The organism is Kosakonia sp. Marseille-Q7440, assembly GCF_965119485.1.
The window spans coordinates 839,158-857,139 of sequence record NZ_CBCPLT010000002.1 but is presented as its reverse complement, the minus strand read 5'-3'; the positions used below and the strand labels follow the sequence as shown (position 1 = coordinate 857,139).

The following is a 17,982-nucleotide window of genomic DNA, read 5'->3' as shown; positions in this document are numbered from 1 at the left end:
TATGTCCGCGCTAATTGACAAGGAGTATGTCGCTTTAACATCCGCACAAATGGGAATGTGGTTAGCGAATGAAGTCGCCCTGAATCCGGGAAATAATACCATTAGTGAATATTTAATTATCGATGGCGAAGTAAGCCCAATATTATTTAAAGCGGCGGTCAGAAAAATGATCGCTGAAGCCGAAACCATGCACGGCCGGTTTTACCAGATAGACAACACGGTAAAGCAGCAACTGCCCGCCATCGATAATTATGATGCTGCCTTTTACGATTTCAGCGCGCGCCCGAATGCCTGGGAAGCCGCACTGGCCTTTATGAGCGAGCAGACAAATCAACACTTCTCCCTTACAGAAGGAAACGCGTTTACCTTTTTTCTCATCAAGCTCAGCCCGGAAAAATATCTCTATTACCACTGCTGCCACCACATCCTGCTGGACGGTTTTGGCGCTTCGCTGATCCTTCGTCGCACGGTTGATATCTACAACGCGCTGGTGCTGGATAAACCCGTCGCGCCCGCGCCGTTCGGCAACTTTCGTGACTTGATTGCCGAAGATACCGCCTACAGAAACTCAAACCGCTTCAGCCGCGATCGCGAATACTGGATGGCGCGCTTTCAGGATACGCCAGCGCCAACAAGCCTTGCTGGCCGCAGCGCGCCGGATGCGCCAATCATCCGCCAGCGCAACAATATCGATTTAGCGCTGCATCAGGCCCTGCATCGCCATGCCGAAGCCGCAGGCTGCACGCTCCCGCAGCTGCTTACGGCGTTAGCCGCTGTTTACCTCTACCGCATGACGGGCCAGCAGGAGGTGGTGATTGGGCTACCGATGGCGGCGCGCGTCGGCCGTGTGCAGCGCACCACGCCCGCGATGATGTCCAACATCATGCCGATACGCCTGCCGCTTTCACCCGCGCTGACCCTTGATGATGTGCTGAGCCTGGTCGCAAAAGAGATGATGTCCGCGTTACGCCATCAGCAGTATCCCCAGGAAGCGTTGACCCGCGATCTTAAACTCGACCGCCCGCTCTACCACACCACCATCAACGTCGAGTTATTTGGCGACGATCTGGCGTTCAACGGCGCGAAAACCTTCCCGGTAAATACCAGCAACGGGCCGGTTGACGATCTGGCGATCTTCTTCTTTGGTTACGGCGACGAACACACGCTGGTCGTCGGCTTTGATGCCAATAGCGCCCTCTACAGCCCGGAGAGCTTATCCGTTCATCACCAGCGCATGCTGGCGCTGTTTAGCGCGTTAATCGGCCACCCGCACGCTGCGATTGGCGCACCCTCGCTGCTAAGTGCAGAAGAGGAGCAGCTTTTTGCCCGGGCGAATGATACCTGCGCGCCCGTGCCGCCCCTCTCCTTTGCGGCGCTGTTTGAACGCAAGGCCAGAAGCACGCCGCACGCGCCTGCGCTTGACGATCGCCACACTCAACTGAGCTACAGCCAGCTTAATCGCCAGGCGAACCGGCTTAGCCACTATTTACAGGATCAGGGCGTGCGCCCTGGCGACAGCGTCGCGCTGCTCCTGCCGCGCACGGTGGATATGGTCATTGCCATGCTGGCGGTCGCCAAGACGCAGGCCGTTTATCTGCCGCTTGATGCCGATCACCCTGCGGCGCGCCTGCACCATATTCTCGCCACCGCCCAACCAAAACTGATCCTCTCCTCAACGCAAACCGCGGGGGTAATTTCGGGTTACCGCCAGCAGCAGATCGACAGCGACGCGGCGCTCGCGGCCATTGCGGCACAGAACGACGATAACCCAACCACGTTGCCGCAGCCGCAGCAACCGGCGTATGTGCTCTTCACCTCCGGCTCCACAGGCGCGCCGAAAGGGGTACTGGTCTCCCACGGTGCGTTAACCAACTTCCTCACCGCCATGCAGCACACGGTGCAGCTGACGGCGCAGCATCGGCTGTTAGCCGTGACCACCCTCAGTTTTGATATCGCCGCGCTGGAGCTTTTATTGCCGCTAATAACCGGCGCGTCGGTCATCATCGCCTCGCGGGAGTGCGCGCGCGACCCGCGTCTGCTGGCGCAGGCGATCGCTGAAAATCAGATCACGCATATGCAGGGCACCCCCGCGCTGTGGCATGGGTTAGTGGCCTATCAACCCGATTCGCTCGCTGGCCTGACGGCGCTGGTCGGCGGCGATGCGCTACCCACAACGCTCGCAGAGCATATGATCGCCCTCTCTGAGCGCGTCATTCAGCTCTATGGCCCCACCGAAACCACCATCTGGTCGACCCTGAGCGAGCTGTCCGCCGCGCAACCTTCACCATCGGTTATCGGTAAACCGCTCTTTAATACCCGCATCCATATCCTTGATGCCGCCCTGAAACCGGTGCCGGTTGGGCAGCCTGGCGAACTCTATATCGCCGGTGACGGGCTGGCGCTCGGCTACCTCAACCGCGCAGATTTAACCAGCGAGCGCTTTGTTGCCAGCCCCTTTGATGAGGAGGGTAAACGGATGTATCGCACCGGCGATATGGCCTGCTGGAGTGAAGAGCAGACCATCGTTTTCCTTGGCCGGGTGGACAATCAGGTCAAGATCCGCGGCTATCGCATTGAACTCGGGGAGATTGAAAACGCGCTCACTGCCCTTCCCGAGGTTAAACAGGCGCTGGTCGTCGCCCATGAGGGGAAAGAGAGCGGGCAGAAACGGCTGGTGGCATACGTCGTGGCGCACGATGATGCAGCCTGTACGCCGGAAGCGCTGCGTGCGGCATCCGCGCAAAAACTGCCCGACTATATGGTGCCCGCGTTGGTAGTGGTGCTGGCGCATTTTCCCCTGACAGCGAATGGCAAAATCGACCGCCGGGCGCTGCCGCAACCAACCTTTACCTCTCTCGCCCCGGTGCCGCCAGCCACGGCGCAGCAGCGGGAGCTATGCCAGCTGTTTGCCGAGTGCCTGGCTATCGATCCGCCCGGTATTGATGACAACTTTTTTAGCCTCGGCGGGCACTCACTGTTAGCACTGCAATTACTGAGCCGCCTGCGCCAGCGCTTCGGCGTGGAGCTGTCGCTGAAAACCCTGTTTGATGCCCCGACCGTTGCCGGACTGAGCGAGCAGATAGCCATGACGCACAGCCAGGCAGTACGCCCTGCGCTGGTCGCGCAACCACGCCCGGCGCAGCTACCGATGTCGTTTGCCCAGCAGCGCTTGTGGTTGCAGCAGCAAATCGCCCCCAGCAGCGCCTACAATATGCCGCTGGCGCTGACCCTGAGCGGCCCGCTGGATGCGGCGGTGCTGGAGCAGGCGCTCTCTGACGTTATCGCCCGCCATGAGAGCCTGCGCACCCTGTTAACACAGCAGGAAGAGATGCCCTGCCAGCAGATCATCCCTGCCCACGACGTCGATTTTGCACTGCCGACTCTCGCCATCTCGCCCGAGCGTCTTGAAGAGCAACTAGTAATGGAGTGCCAGCATCTCTTTGCGCTGGATAGCGAACTGCCTGTCAAAGCCTGGCTCTATCAACTGTCGGCGGAGCAACATGTTCTACTGCTGCTTATTCACCATACCGCAGGGGACGGCGGCTCCCTGCTGCCGCTGCTGGAGGATTTGCGTCTCTGCTGGCAGGCGCGTGCCGCAGGCCAAAGCCCGCAGCTGCCGCCACTGACCGTCCAGTACGCCGATTATGCACTCTGGCAGCGCGCGTTGCTGAGCGAAGCGCCCGGCGCGAACGCGCGCCATAGCCAACAGCTGGATTACTGGCGTCAACAGCTGGCGGACGTGCCGGAAGAGGTGACGCTGCCCGCCGACCGGCCTCGCCCCGCGCAGGCGGATTACCGCGGCGATCGCGTCGACTTCGCGCTCCCCAGTGAGCTGTTATCGCGCCTGAAAAAACGGGGCGATGAGATGGGCGTCAGCCTGTTTATGCTGCTTCATGCGGCGCTGGCGACGCTGCTGCACCGTCTCGGCGCGGGCGATGATATCGTGATCGGCACACCGCTCTTCGCCCGCAGCGACGCCGCCCTGCTCCCGCTGATCGGTTATTTCGCCAACACGGCGGTGCTGCGAACGGATATGGGAGGCAACCCGACGCTAAACGCTATCGTTGCCCAGGCGAAATCGGCGGTGCTGGAAGCCAACCAGCATCAGGATCTCCCCTTTGAGCAGATCGTCGAGGCGCTGGCACCCGATCGCACCTTAGCCCGTCACCCGCTCTTTCAGGTGATGATGGTGGTCGATACACCGTGGCCGCAGGCGATCGCCTTCCCGCAGATCGTCGTGGCGCAACGTCAGCTTCCGACCACCACTGCCAAATTCGATCTGCTGTTTCATTTTGATGTGGATGACGCACAGCAGCGTCTGAGCGGGCATATTGAATATGCCACCGCCCTCTATGATGGCTCCACGGTTGCAGGCTTTGCCGAGCAGTTAATCCGGGTTATCGAGGCTATTGCGCAGCGTCCCGAAGCCCACCTTGCGCAGATCTCGCTATTAAGCGCCGCGCAGCGTGAAACCGTGCTAAAGCGCTGGAACGCAACGGAGGTTACTTTGCCGCCGCTGTCGCTGGCCGGGCTGTTTGAAACGCAGGTGCAGCGCTCGCCCGACGCCATCGCGGTGAAAGAGGGTGAGAAAACGCTGAGCTATCGCCATCTCAATGAGGCAGCAAACCAGCTTGCGCACCGCCTGATGGCGCAAACCGGGGGCGCGCCGTTCTGCGCTGGCCTACTGATGCAGCACTCGATTAACGAAGTTATCGCCGTGCTCGCCGTTATCAAGGCTGGCGGTGCTTACCTGCCGCTGCGCATCACCGATCCGCTGGAGCGCCAGCAGTTGATCGTGAACGAGGCTGGCGCAACGCTACTGCTGGCCGATGCCACCCTGCCGCTGCCCACGGTCGACAACGTCGTGCTTATGAGTGAGGAGCCTGAGGGCGACTGGCCGCTAAGCAACCCACCGCTTCTCTCCGCGCCCGGTAGCCTGGCCTATATCATGTTCACCTCCGGCTCAACCGGAAAGCCAAAAGGGATTGCGGTCGAACAGCAGAGCGTGGCCGCGCTGGCGCTGGATCGCCGCTGGCGGGCAGAGGATCACCAGCGGGTGCTGCTGCACTCTCCGTCAGCCTTTGATGCCTCAACTTATGAGCTGTGGGTGCCGTTGCTGTGCGGTGGTAGCGTTACCGTCGCGCCGCCGGGCGAGCTGGATATCGATACGCTGGCGCAGAGTATCGTCGATGAAAAGGTCACCGCGCTGTGGCTCACCGCCGGGCTATTTCACCTGATGGCAGAAGTGCATCCTGAGGCGCTGAAGGGCGTGCGTTTACTGATTGCGGGCGGCGATGTGCTCTCCATACACGCGATTCGCGAGGTGATGACGCATAACCCCGCGCTTGTGATGATGAACGGCTTCGGGCCGACGGAAACCACCACCTTCGCCACCACATGGCCCATGGTGCAGATCCCGGAGGGCGTGACGGTGCCTGTCGGCACACCGCTCGACAATACGCAGCTTTATGTCCTTGATGCTTACCTCAACCCGGTGCCGGTCGGCATGCCCGGTGAACTCTATATTGCCGGGATTGGGCTGGCGCGCGGATATCATCGCAACCCCTGCCTGACCGCGGCGCATTTTGTTGCTAACCCCTTCTCCGCCCACGGCGCGCGTATGTATCGCTCCGGCGACCAGGTGCGCTGGCGCGAGGATGGCGTGCTGGAGTACCTGAACCGTGGCGATCAGCAGGTCAAAATTCGCGGCTTCCGCATTGAGCTGGCTGAAGTGGAAGCGGCCCTGCAGAAGCAGGCAACGGTGGCCCAGGCGCTGGTGAGCCCCCGGGAGAGCAGCCCGGGAAGCAGGCAGCTTATTGCGTGGGTAACGGCAAAACCTGGCGAAAGCTGCGATGCCGATGCGCTGCGCCAGGCGCTGGGCGCGCAACTGCCGGACTTTATGGTGCCCGCGATGATCATCCCGCTTGAGCACTTCCCTCTGACAGCGAATGGCAAAGTCGATCAGCGCGCCCTGCCCGCGCCGCACTTTGCCAGCGCCACACACCGTGCGCCGCGCAATGATCTTGAGCGCACTCTCTGTACGCTCTTCGCCGCGGTATTAGGTGTGCCGGAGGTGGGCATTGACGATGACTTCTTTGCCCTCGGCGGCCACTCGCTGATGGCCTCCCGCCTGGTGAGCAAAATTCGCCGGGCGCTCAATCTCAACCCGGCGATCCGCGATCTGTTTGAAGCACCGACGGTGGCGCTGTTTGCCGGGCGGTTGCAGAGCAGCCAGCCGACGCGCCCGCGCCTGTGCCAGGGCGAGCGGCCACCGCTTCTGCCGCTCTCATCACCGCAGCGCCGCCTGTGGATGATCGACCGCATTGAGCAGGGTAAATTCACCTATAACATGCCCGTCACGATCACCTTACGGGGAGATATCGTCGTTTCCGCTCTGATGACGGCGCTGGACGATATCGTCCTGCGCCATGAAAGCCTGCGCACGCGCTTTCATCAGCTTGACGATGGGACGGTTTGCCAGAAGATCACCCCGGCGTCGATGGCGTGTTGCCCGCTGACTCTGCTCACGGTTTCCGCCGACGATCTGTCCCACGCCGTGCAGACCGCCGCACAATACACCTTCGATCTGGCGCAGGAAGATCCCTGTCGCGCCTGGCTGTTTAAGGTGGATGACGACCACCATCTGTTGCTTATCCTGATGCACCATATCGCCAGCGATGGCGGCTCGATTGCCCCGCTGCTGCGCGATCTGGCAGAGGCCTATAACGCCCGCACGCAGGATCGGGTGCCCGCCTGGACACCGCTTGCGGTGCAATATGCCGACTACACGCTGTGGCAACAGGCGCTGCTCGGCGCGCCGGAGGAGAGCGACAGCCTCTTTAACCGTCAGCTGGCCTGGTGGCGCGATACGCTGCATGACCTGCCTGACGAGCTTCAGTTGCCCACTGACCGGCCGCGTCCGCTGCGCACCAGCTATGTGGGTAAACAGTGCCACTTCGCCATTGATGCCCCGACAACCGCAGCATTAGGGGCGCTGGCACGCCAGCATAACGCCAGCCTGTTTATGGTGTTACAGGCCGCGCTGGCGGTGCTGCTTTGCCGCTGCGGCGCGGGCGAGGATATCCCGCTCGGCACGGCGATCGAGGGGCGTAGCGATGAGGCGCTCGAACCGCTGGTCGGCTTTTTTATCAATACCCTGGTGATGCGGACCGATCTCAGCGGCGATCCGACCTTTATAACGCTGCTTGAGCGCGTTCGCGAGCGCGCGCTGGCGGCCTGGGAGCACCAGGATATCCCGTTCGAGAGCCTGGTCGAGGCGTTAAATCCTGCCCGTTCGCTGGCGCGGCATCCGCTCTTCCAGGTGATGCTGGTGCTGCAAAACGTCGCGCGCAGCGACGCGCTGTTCGACAAGCTGGAAACCGTTATCGGCACGCCGTCGTTACCGGTGGCGAAATTCGATCTCACCTTCAACCTCGAAGAGACGCCGGAGGGGTTGCGCGGCATGGTGGAGTACGCCGTGGATCTGTTTGACGAGGCGACCGTCGGGCGCATGGCGGGCTACTTCACCCACCTGCTGGCGGGCATCGCGGCCGATGCCTCGCGTCGCGTGAGCAAACTGCCGATCTTCAGCGACGCTGAGCGGCATGAAATCATGCAGGCGTGGAACAACACCGCACGCGACGTGCCCGCCGCGACCTTTGCTGAACAGTTTGAAGCCATCGTACGCGCCACGCCGCAGGCAATGGCGCTGATTGCCGACGAGGAGACATTGACCTACGCGCAGCTGGATCGGCGGGCAAACCGCCTGGCGAATCTGATGCTGGCGCGGGGCATTGGCGCAGAGCAGATTGTCGCCATCGCGCTGCCGCGATCCGTTGCGCTGATCGTGACCATCATTGCCACGATGAAAACGGGTGCCGCCTATTTGCCTCTCGATCCTGATTACCCTCCCGAGCGGGTGGAGTATATGTTAAGCCACGCACAGCCGGGGCTGGTGATAAGCCAGGCGGCATTCGCCGACCGGCTGGCACCGGAGTATGCCGCGCTGCGCCTTGACCACCCGGCCCTGCGCGGGCAGCTTGCCGACCACAGTGCCGAAGAGATTACGCTGCCGCGCAAACTCCAGTGCGATAACGCCGCCTACCTCATCTACACCTCTGGCTCCACCGGCACGCCCAAAGGGGTGCTGGTCACCCATCGCGGGATTGGTCATCTGGTCGCCAGCATGGTTGAGCGCCTGCACGTCACACCGCAAAGCCGTATATTGCAGTTCGCCTCGCCGAGCTTCGACGCCTCGTTCTGGGATATCAGCATGGCGCTGCTGAGCGGCGCGGCGCTGGTTGTGGCGGAAAAAGAGGCGCTGACGCCCGGCAAACCGCTCTATACCCTGATGCGCGATCGCGCGGTAACACACGCCACGCTGCCGCCAGTTGGGCTAGCGGTGATGCCGCGCGAACCGCTGCCCGAACTGGCAACCCTCATCGTCGCTGGCGAGGCCTGCCCGCCGGAACTGATTGCCTTCTGGGGCGCCGGGCGGCGAATGATCAATGCCTATGGCCCGAGCGAATCGACCGTCTGCGCCACCATCAGCCAGCCGTTGCAGGCCGATCGCCTGCCGCCAATTGGCAGACCGATTTTCAATATGCAGGCTTATGTGCTGGATGCGCATCTGCAACCCGTTCCGCCGGGGGTAAAAGGCGAGCTCTATATTGCCGGTGAAAGCCTGGCGCGGGGCTACCTGAAACGGCCCGATTTAACGGCAGAACGCTTCGTCGCCAACCCCTTTGGCGCGCCGGGCAGCCGGATGTACCGCACCGGCGATATGGCAAGCTGGAGCCGTGAGGGCGAGCTGATGTTCGCCGGGCGCGTCGATCACCAGGTCAAAATCCGCGGCTTTCGTATTGAGCTGGGCGAGATTGAGTCACAGCTGCGAAAACATCCGCAGATTACGCAGGCGACGGTGATTGTCCGCGAAGATAAGCCCGGTTTACGCCAGCTGGTGGCTTACGCCGTTGCCCGCGATGAGCAGGCGCAGGGCGGGGAGATCCGCGACTTTTTACGCGACTTTCTGCCGGACTATATGGTGCCGGTGGCCGTTGTCCTGCTACCGGCGATACCGGTCACGCCTAACGGCAAAGTCGACCGCAGGGCGCTGCCTGCGCCGCAGTTTGCCCGCGCGCAGCACATCCCACCGAGTAACGCACAGGAGCAGTTGCTCAGCACGCTGTTCACCGAGCTGCTCAACCTGGGGGAGATCGACCGCACGACAAGCTTCTTCGAGCTGGGCGGCGACAGCATCACGGCGATACAGCTGGTGGCGCGCGCCCGTCAGGCGGGCTGGCTGTTCACCCCGCGCGATGTGTTTGAGCATAAATCGGTCGCCGGGCTGGCTGGCATCATGACCGCCGTTGCAGAGCAGGATACCGCCCCGCAGATTGCTGCCGTCGGCGATCTGCCCGCGACGCCGATTATGCACTGGCTGATGGAGAACCCAGGCGATATCAACGCCTTCTGTCAGGCGACGCTGCTGCAAACGCCCGCAGAACTGGATGAACAGGCGCTACGCGAGATACTCGCCGAACTGTTCAGGCACCACGATGCGCTGCGCTTAACAGCCCGCCGCGAGGCCAGCGGCGAGATCCATCTCTCTGTGCCACCTGCCATGGACGAGAGTGAGATGCTGGAGATTATCGATCACCAGCCCCTCTCGCCTGAGCAGCGGCAACAGCAGATTCAGGAGGCGTGTCGCCGGGCGAAACAGCGGCTCGATCCTGCACGCGGCAAGATGGTGCAGGCCGTCTGGTTCCGCGCCGCGTGTGGAGAACCGGGTCAGCTGATGCTGGTGTTACATCACCTGGTGGTGGATGGCGTCTCCTGGCGGATACTCGCGTCGGATCTGCTCGCCCTCTGGCGCGCCCGCGCTACCGGGAAAAACGCGCGGCTGACGGACGCGGGCACCTCCTTTCGCGCCTGGGCGCTGCGCCTTGAGCAGGAGGCGCAACGCCGTGGCGATGAGCTGGCGCACTGGCAGAGCGTGCTCAGCCAGCCGGACAGCTTATTAACCACACGACCTCTGGCAGGCGCGCGCGACACGCTCGCTACCAGCGCCTCTTTGCAGATGGAGCTTGGCAGCGAATTCACCCAGCCTCTGCTGGCCACTCTGCCAGCGCGCTTTCACGCCGGTATCAACGATGTGCTGCTCTGCGCCTTTGCGCTCGCCATCACGGCATGGCGCGAGGATGGGCAAACGGATGTGCTGCTGGATGTCGAAGGGCACGGGCGCGAAGAGTTAGCGGGCACCGCGCTGTCGCACACCGTGGGCTGGTTTACCACGCTCTATCCGGTGCGTCTTGCTCCGGGTCGCGCGCAGTTAACCCATCCCCACTCGCTCGGTAGCGCGCTGAAGAGCGTTAAAGAGCAGCTGCGCCAGGTGCCGGGCAACGGGCTCGGTTATGGCCTGCTGCGCTACCTCAACCCGCAAACGCGCCCGCAGCTTGCCGCGCTGCCACAGCCGCAACTCAGCTTTAACTATCTGGGCCGCCTCAGCGTCGAAGAGGCGCGCGACTGGCAGCTTGCCGCTGAAGCCCACCAGCTTGATACCCGCGCGCACCACAGCTTCGCGCTGCCCCATGCTCTCTCACTCAATGCCGTGGTGGAAGCACGGGCAAACGGCCCGGTGCTGGTGGCGAACTGGAGCTGGGCGACTGAGCTTTACGCTGAAGATCGCGTCAGCCGCCTGGCTACGGGGTGGTTTAGCTGGCTGAAAGCGCTGTCGCAGCTTACGCAAGTCGACGATATCGGCGGTTTCACCCCTTCAGATGTGCCCCTGGTCGCGCTGCAACAAGCGGGGCTGTCAAAACTTCAGGCAAAATGGAAGAAGAAAAAATGAGTATGGATATTAAAGAGATACTGCCGTTATCCCCGTTACAGAAAGGTCTGCTGTTCCATATGCTGCTTGATACGCGCGGCAGCGATGCCTATCAGGTGCAGCAGGTTTATCAGCTTGAAGGGGAGCTTGATGTCGCCAGGCTCAAACGGGCCGTCGGGCAGTTGCTGGCGCGCCATCCCCATCTCTGCGCCGGGTTTGAATATGAAGAGGTCGACACGCCGGTTCAGCTGATCCTCTCCGGCCTGCCGCTCCCCTGGCAGGAGGTGGATTTAAGTATCCTGTCAACGCCTCAGCAGGCGTCGGCTTATGGTGCGCTGCTGGAAACGGACTACAACACCCGCTTCGCCGCCGACACGCCGCCCCTGCTGCGCTTTACCCTCGTGAAGTGCTCGCCGACGCAGCATAAGCTGATCTTTACCAATCACCACCTGTTGCTGGACGGCTGGTCGATTCCGGTTCTGCTGGATGAGCTGTTTCGTTTATACCTCGCGGAGCCGCTGCCGCCAGCCGTGCCCTACCGCGACTATTTGTATTGGCTTGCCGGGCGTGACACCGGGAAGATGCGCGATGCCTGGCGCGAAGCATTGCGCGGCCTGCAAGCGCCCACCCATCTCGCCAAAGGGCGCACCACCGACAATTTGCAGCCGCACCTGCTCCACAGAACGGTGGATGCCGACCGTACCCGGCAGCTTAACCGCTGCGCCCGCGAGCTTGGCGTGACGGTCAATACGCTGTTGCAGTGCGCCTGGGGCATACTGCTTGGCGCGCTCACCGGGCGCTGCGACGTTGTATTCGGCATTACCGTTTCCGGCAGACCGGCGGAGCTTAGCGGCATCGAAAGGATGGTCGGGTTACTGATCAATACGCTGCCGCTTCGCCTCAGCTGGCGCATGGAGGAGAGTTTCGCCACGCTGCTGCAACGGCTGCAGGCAGAGCAGACGCGCCTGCTCGACAGCCAGTATCTCGATCTCACCACCATCCAGGCTGACGCCGGCGGCGAGCCGCTGTTTGATACGCTGATGGTGTTTGAGAACTATCCGCACAGCGCAAGCGCCGAAGCGAGCGAAAAATTAACGGTTTCGCTCGACTCGCACCGCGGCGGCGATGCCTCTCACTATCCGCTGGGGCTTATCGCCGTCCCCGGTGAATCCCTCGCGCTGCGCTTTAGCGCGCTGGCCGATATTTTTCCTGATGAAGAGGTCGAGAGGCTGGCAGACCGCTTCCTGCATCTGCTTTACACCATCATCGACCGCCCTGAGAGCCTTATCGGCCATGCTTCGCTGTTACTGCCGCAGGAGGCGCAGGCGCTGCTTCCCGTGCCGACATCGTTCGATGAGAGGACGCAAACCACGCTCCATGAGGTGTTTGAACAACGTGCCGCGCAATATCCGGATGCCATTGCCCTCTCGCTTGGCGATAACGTGCTGCGCTACGCCGGGCTGAACCAGCGGGCGAACCAACTTGCCCGTCATCTGGTGAGCTGCGGCATCGGCAGTGAAGATATTGTGGCGCTGGCGCTGCCGCGCACGCTTGACGCACTGGTGGCTATTCTTGCGGTGCTGAAAGCGGGTGCGGCCTGGCTGCCGCTGGATGTGCATAACCCGCCGGAGCGGCTGGCCTACATTCTTTCCGACGCCAGGCCAGCGCTGATCGTGTCACTCCAGGAGTACGCGGAGCTGTTTGACGGATCGCAACTGCTGCTCCTTGATAGCGCCGAAAGCCAGCAGCGGCTGGCGCAGCAGAGCGGCGCGGATCTTAAGCCAGGCGAGCGGCTGCGCCCGGTGCATGCGCATAACCTCGCCTATATCATTTACACCTCCGGCTCCACCGGCAACCCGAAGGGGGTGATGATCCCGCACAGCAATGTGCTGCGTCTTTTCGCCGCAACAGAGACGTGGTTTAACTTCTCGCACCACGATATCTGGACGCTGTTTCACTCCTGCTCGTTTGATTTCTCGGTCTGGGAAATATGGGGTGCGCTGCTCTATGGCGGCGAGCTGGTGGTGGTGCCCTTTATGGTCAGCCGCGATCCGCAGGCCTTTTTGCGGCTGTTAAGCGATAAAAAAGTGACCATCCTCAACCAGACGCCGTCGGCTTTTTATCAGCTGATTGAAGCCGAGCGCGCCCTCGGGCACAACGCGCTGCCGCTGGCGCTGCGCAAGGTGATATTTGGCGGCGAAGCGCTGGATCTCAGCCAACTCGAGCGCTGGTATCAGCGCCACCCGGAAAGTGCGCCGGAACTTATCAATATGTACGGCATCACGGAAACTACCGTGCATGTGAGCTATCAGCCGTTAACCGCGGCGCGGGCGCGCGAGGCCACGGGCAGCCTTATTGGCATCGCGATCCCCGATCTGCATATCCATCTGCTGGATGATGCGCTGCGCCCGGTGCCGCCGGGCGTTGAGGGCGAAATGTATATCAGCGGTGCCGGGCTGGCGCGCGGCTATCTGAACCGGGTCGAACTCTCCAGCCAACGCTTTGTTGCCGATCCCTGGGGGGCGCCGGGCTCACACATGTATCGCTCCGGCGATATCGCCATCAGGAGCGCAGAGGGAGACCTGCACTACCTGGGGCGCGCGGATCAGCAGGTGAAACTGCGCGGTTTTCGTATTGAGCTGGGCGAAATTGCCGCCGTCCTGCGAAGCGCGCCGCAGGTTACTCATGCAGAAGTGGTGCTGCTTGATGCCGACACTCAGCCGCAGCTGGTGGCCTACGTCACCGCCGACTCGCACGCGCCGCTCGATATTGCCGCGCTGCGCGGCCTGGCCGCGGCAAAACTGCCGGGGTATATGGTGCCGACGGCGATTATGCAGATCGAACAGTTCCCGCTGACCCTCAACGGCAAGCTGGATAAGCGCGCCCTGCCGCGCCCCGACCTGGCAAACAGAAGCGAACGACGCGCGCCGCGCACCTTGCAGGAGGAGATTTTGCTGGGGCTGTTTGCCGAGGTGTTGCAGTCAGACGCCCCCGGCATTGATGACGACTTCTTTGCCCTCGGCGGCCATTCGCTGCTGGCGATGCGTCTGGTGAGCCGCATCACCCGCGCGCTGGAGGTTGAGGTGCCGATCCGCACGCTGTTTGACTATCCAACGGTCGCGCAGCTTGCCGGGCAACTGGCGAAACAGGGAAACCGGCCCGCTGAACCTCTCTGCCCACAGCCGCGCAGCGCCAGGCTGCCGCTCTCTTTTGCCCAGCAGCGCATGTGGCTTTTGAAAAACCTCGATAACAACCATGCGGCCTATAACATGCCGCTCGCCATCCGCTTACAGGGGGCGCTGAACGACACCGCGCTGCGTGAAGCCGTACGGGATGTGGTTGCGCGCCATGAGATCCTGCGCACGCGCTACCCGCTCCATCAGGGGCAGCCCTGGCAGGAGATCCTCACCGCCGATGCGCTCGAGGTGCCGTTCGAGGTGAGTGATATCGCCGCCTCGTCGCTGACCGACGCCCTTAATCACGCCGCAGCCTACCCGTTTGATCTGGCCTGCGAGATCCCGCTGCGCGCCAGCCTGTTCCATCTTTCGCAAACCCGGGAGCATGTGCTGCTGCTGGTTATCCACCATATCGCCTGCGATGGCGGCTCGCTGGCACCGCTGTTTCGCGATCTCGCCTGCGCCTACACCGCGCGCTGCGCCATGCAAGCCCCGGAGTGGACGCCGCTGCCGGTGCAGTATGCCGATTACGCCCTCTGGCAACGCGAGAGGCTGGGCGAAATTGAGAGCCAGAGCGAAACCGCCGTCCGGCAGCTCGCATTCTGGCGTAAAGCCCTCTCCGGCGTGCCGGAAGCGATGGCGCTGCCCGCCGATCGTCATCCGACGGCCGCAACCAGTTATGTTGGCGAGCAGGTCAGGTTACGCATTGATGAGAAGCTCTATCAGCAGATTACCCAGCTGGCGCGCCATGAGGGGGCGACACCCTTTATGGTGCTGCAAACCGCCGCCGCGATCCTCTTTGGCAGAATGGGGGCCGGGGAGGATATTACGCTCGGCACCGCCATCGCCGGGCGTTCAGATGAAGCGATGCGGGATCTGGTCGGCTTCTTCGTTAATACCCTGGTCCTTCGCGTTGATCTGACGGCAAACCCCACGGTGGCTGAGGCGCTGGCCCAGGTGCGCGAGTTTATGCTCTCCGCCTGGGTTAACCAGGAGGTTCCTTTTGACTGGGTGGTGAAAAGCCTTAACCCCGAGCGCGTCTCTGGCAGGCATCCGCTCTTCCAGGTGATGATGGTGCTGCAAAATAATGACGCCACGCCGCCGGAGTTCGCGGATCTGACGCTTTTGCCGCAGCCGGTCGGGCTGGTGACCACCAGGTTCGATTTGACCTTCAACGTTGAGCAGATCCACGACGAGCGCGGCGACGTTAGCGCGCTGGAGGTGCAAATCGACTACCCGGTCGATCGCTTTGATGGGCAGACCATTACTGCGCTGGCGGACTACTTTATTCACCTGTTGCAGGGCATGGTGGACGCGCCAGATAGCGCGGTGATGACGCTGCCGCTGCTCAGCGACCAGCAGCGTAACGAGATGCTTGAGGTGTGGAATGAAACCCGTTGCGATGTGCCGCCGGTTACCCTCGCCGCACAGTTTGCCCGCCAGGTCGCCGCCACACCGCAGCGTATCGCCGCCAGCTGCGGGCACGAGCAGCTGAGCTACCAGCAGTTGGATGCCTGCGCTAACGCTCTCGCCCGGCGTCTGCAACAACAGGGCGTGAACACCGGGCAGGGCGTGGCGGTGTTGATGACGCGCTCCCTTTCGCTGGTGATTGCCCTTCTCGCAGTGGTGAAAGCGGGCGGTTTCTATGTGCCGCTGCGGGCAAGCGATCCTGCTGAACGCTGGCAACATTGTATTGATGAGCTGGATCTGCGCAGCGTGCTTTTGGATGAGAGCCATAGCCAGGCGGCGCTGCCGCCGGGCATAGCGCGGCTTATCGTCGATGACTCAGCAACCCACGCCACGGCGGCGGAGGTTGCAACAACGGCAACGCCGCACCATCTTGCCTATGTGATGTTTACCTCCGGCTCGACCGGAAAACCGAAAGGCATTGCCACCACCCAGGATAACGTGCTGGCGTTGGCCCGCGACCGCCGCTGGCAAGCGGAGAGCGGCCAGCGCATTCTGCTGCACTCGGCCTATGCCTTTGACGCTTCCACCTGGGAGCTTTGGGGGACGCTGCTCAATGGTCACCATGCTGTGATCGTTCCCGGCGAGACGCTGGATCTGCCCCTGCTTGCCGACACTATTGTTGCGGGTGAGGTGACGATCGCCTTTTTAACCTCCGGGTTGTTCCGCCTGATCGCCGAGGAGGCGAGCGACTGCCTTGCAGGCTTACGCCGCGTTTATACCGGCGGGGAGAAGATCTCCGCCAGCGCGGTTCAGGCGGTGCGCGAGCGCTGGCCGCATCTCGAACTGCTGAATATTTATGGCCCGACGGAGATCACCACCTATGCGACGGACTACCCCATCACTCAGGCCGATGCGCCCTATCTTGACGTGCCGATTGGCAGAGCGTTCGATAACACCCGCCTCTACGTGCTTGATAGCCATCTTCAGCCGGTGCCGCCGGGCGTAGCGGCGGAGCTCTATATCGCCGGGCGCGGAGTGGCGCGCGGCTATATCAACCACCCGGCGCTGAGCGCGGCACACTTTATCGCCGATCCCTTTGGCCCCGCAGGAAGCCGGATGTACCGCACCGGCGATATCGTCAAATGGCGGCGCGATGGCGCGCTCTGTTTTGTCAGCCGCCGCGATCAGCAGGTGAAAATTCGCGGTTTCCGCATTGAACCCGGCGAAGTGGAGATGGTGCTGAAACAGCACGCTGCGGTTCAGCAAGCGGCGGTAGTGGCCCTTGAGGATCGCAGCGGCAATAAGCAGCTTGTCGCCTATATCGTGCCCTCCGCGCAGGAGGCGGATCTCAGCGCGGCGCTGCAACAGTTCGCGCGCGAGCGGCTGCCGGACTTTATGGTACCTGCGGCAGTTGTGTCGCTGGCGGCGCTGCCGCTTAACGCCAACGGTAAGCTGGCACTCGCCGGGTTGCCGAAGCCCGATTTCCATATTGAGCCAGGGCGCGCACCGCAAAACGAGCGGGAAAGCTGGCTGGCTGAACGGTTTTGCGAACTGCTCAATCTGGAAACCATTACCGTCGACAGCGGCTTTTTTGCCCTTGGCGGCCACTCGTTACTGGCGGCGCGGCTGATTAACGCTATCGACAAAACGTGGCAGGTGAAACTAACGCTGCGCGATCTGTTTGAGTACCCGACGGTAGCGCTGCTGGCGCAGCGGCTGGAGAGCAACCACCGCAGCAACGTGCTGGATGTGATGCTGCCTCTGCAACCGCGCGGGGAGGAAACGCCCCTCTTCTGCCTGCCGCCCGGCGGCGGGTTGAGCTGGTCCTACGCCGGGCTTATTCCCTGGCTTGGCGACGCGCAGCCGCTGTTTGGCCTGCAGGCGCGCCGGTTGAGCAGCGGAGAGTCGTTATCCTCGGTTAACGCACTGGCAAAAAGCTATCTCGCGGAGATGATAAAGGTGCAGCCACACGGCCCTTATGCCCTGCTCGGCTGGTCGTTTGGCTGCCATCTGGCCCATGAAATCGCCACCCTGTTGCAGCAGGCCGGTGAGGTTGTCAGCGCCCTGATCCTGCTCGATGGCTACCCGCTCGGCGAGCGCTACCGCGACAGGGAGCGGCAGGACAGCGAGAGCCTCTCAGCGCTGTTTGAAGCCTTAACCGGCAGCGTGCCCGAGGAGAGTGCGCTCACCGTCGAGGCGCTGCGCCGCCGTTTAGTGGCGCAGGAGCATCCGCTGGCGGTGATGGAGCCGGTGGTGTTTGAGCGTATCCTTGCGGAGTTTCGCGAAGCACCGCGCCTGCTGGCCGCGTTTACGCCGTCGCGCTTTCAGGGGGATATCCTCTTCCTGCGCGCGGCAACGCGCCGCGACGGCGAAGAGGATTTCGATGCGCAGCTGTGGGCACCCTTTGTCGAGGGGAGAATCGCTACCCACACCCTGCCATGCACTCATGACGGTATGTTCAGCCCGCAGGCGTTGCAGCAGGCCGGGCCGCTGATCCGCGACTGGATAGCCAAAGAGAAGTAAGTTTCCGTGGAATAAAAAAACCGCCTGCTGGGCGGTTTTTTTATC

The 17,982-nt window shown here is 62.3% G+C and carries 2 protein-coding genes; both read left to right on the top strand.

Annotated features, from left to right (window positions below):
- Position 1: 1 nt before the first annotated feature.
- A complete protein-coding gene (locus tag ACWPW2_RS17930; protein ID WP_454124484.1) occupies positions 2 to 10,849 on the top strand; it encodes an amino acid adenylation domain-containing protein in 10,848 nt (3,615 codons plus the stop codon).
- Positions 10,846 to 17,937, top strand: a complete 7,092-nt coding sequence (locus ACWPW2_RS17925) for an amino acid adenylation domain-containing protein (RefSeq protein ID WP_454124482.1) — start codon at positions 10,846 to 10,848, stop codon at positions 17,935 to 17,937. Before ACWPW2_RS17930 ends, ACWPW2_RS17925 begins: the two co-directional genes overlap by 4 nt.
- Positions 17,938 to 17,982: the final 45 nt, after the last annotated feature.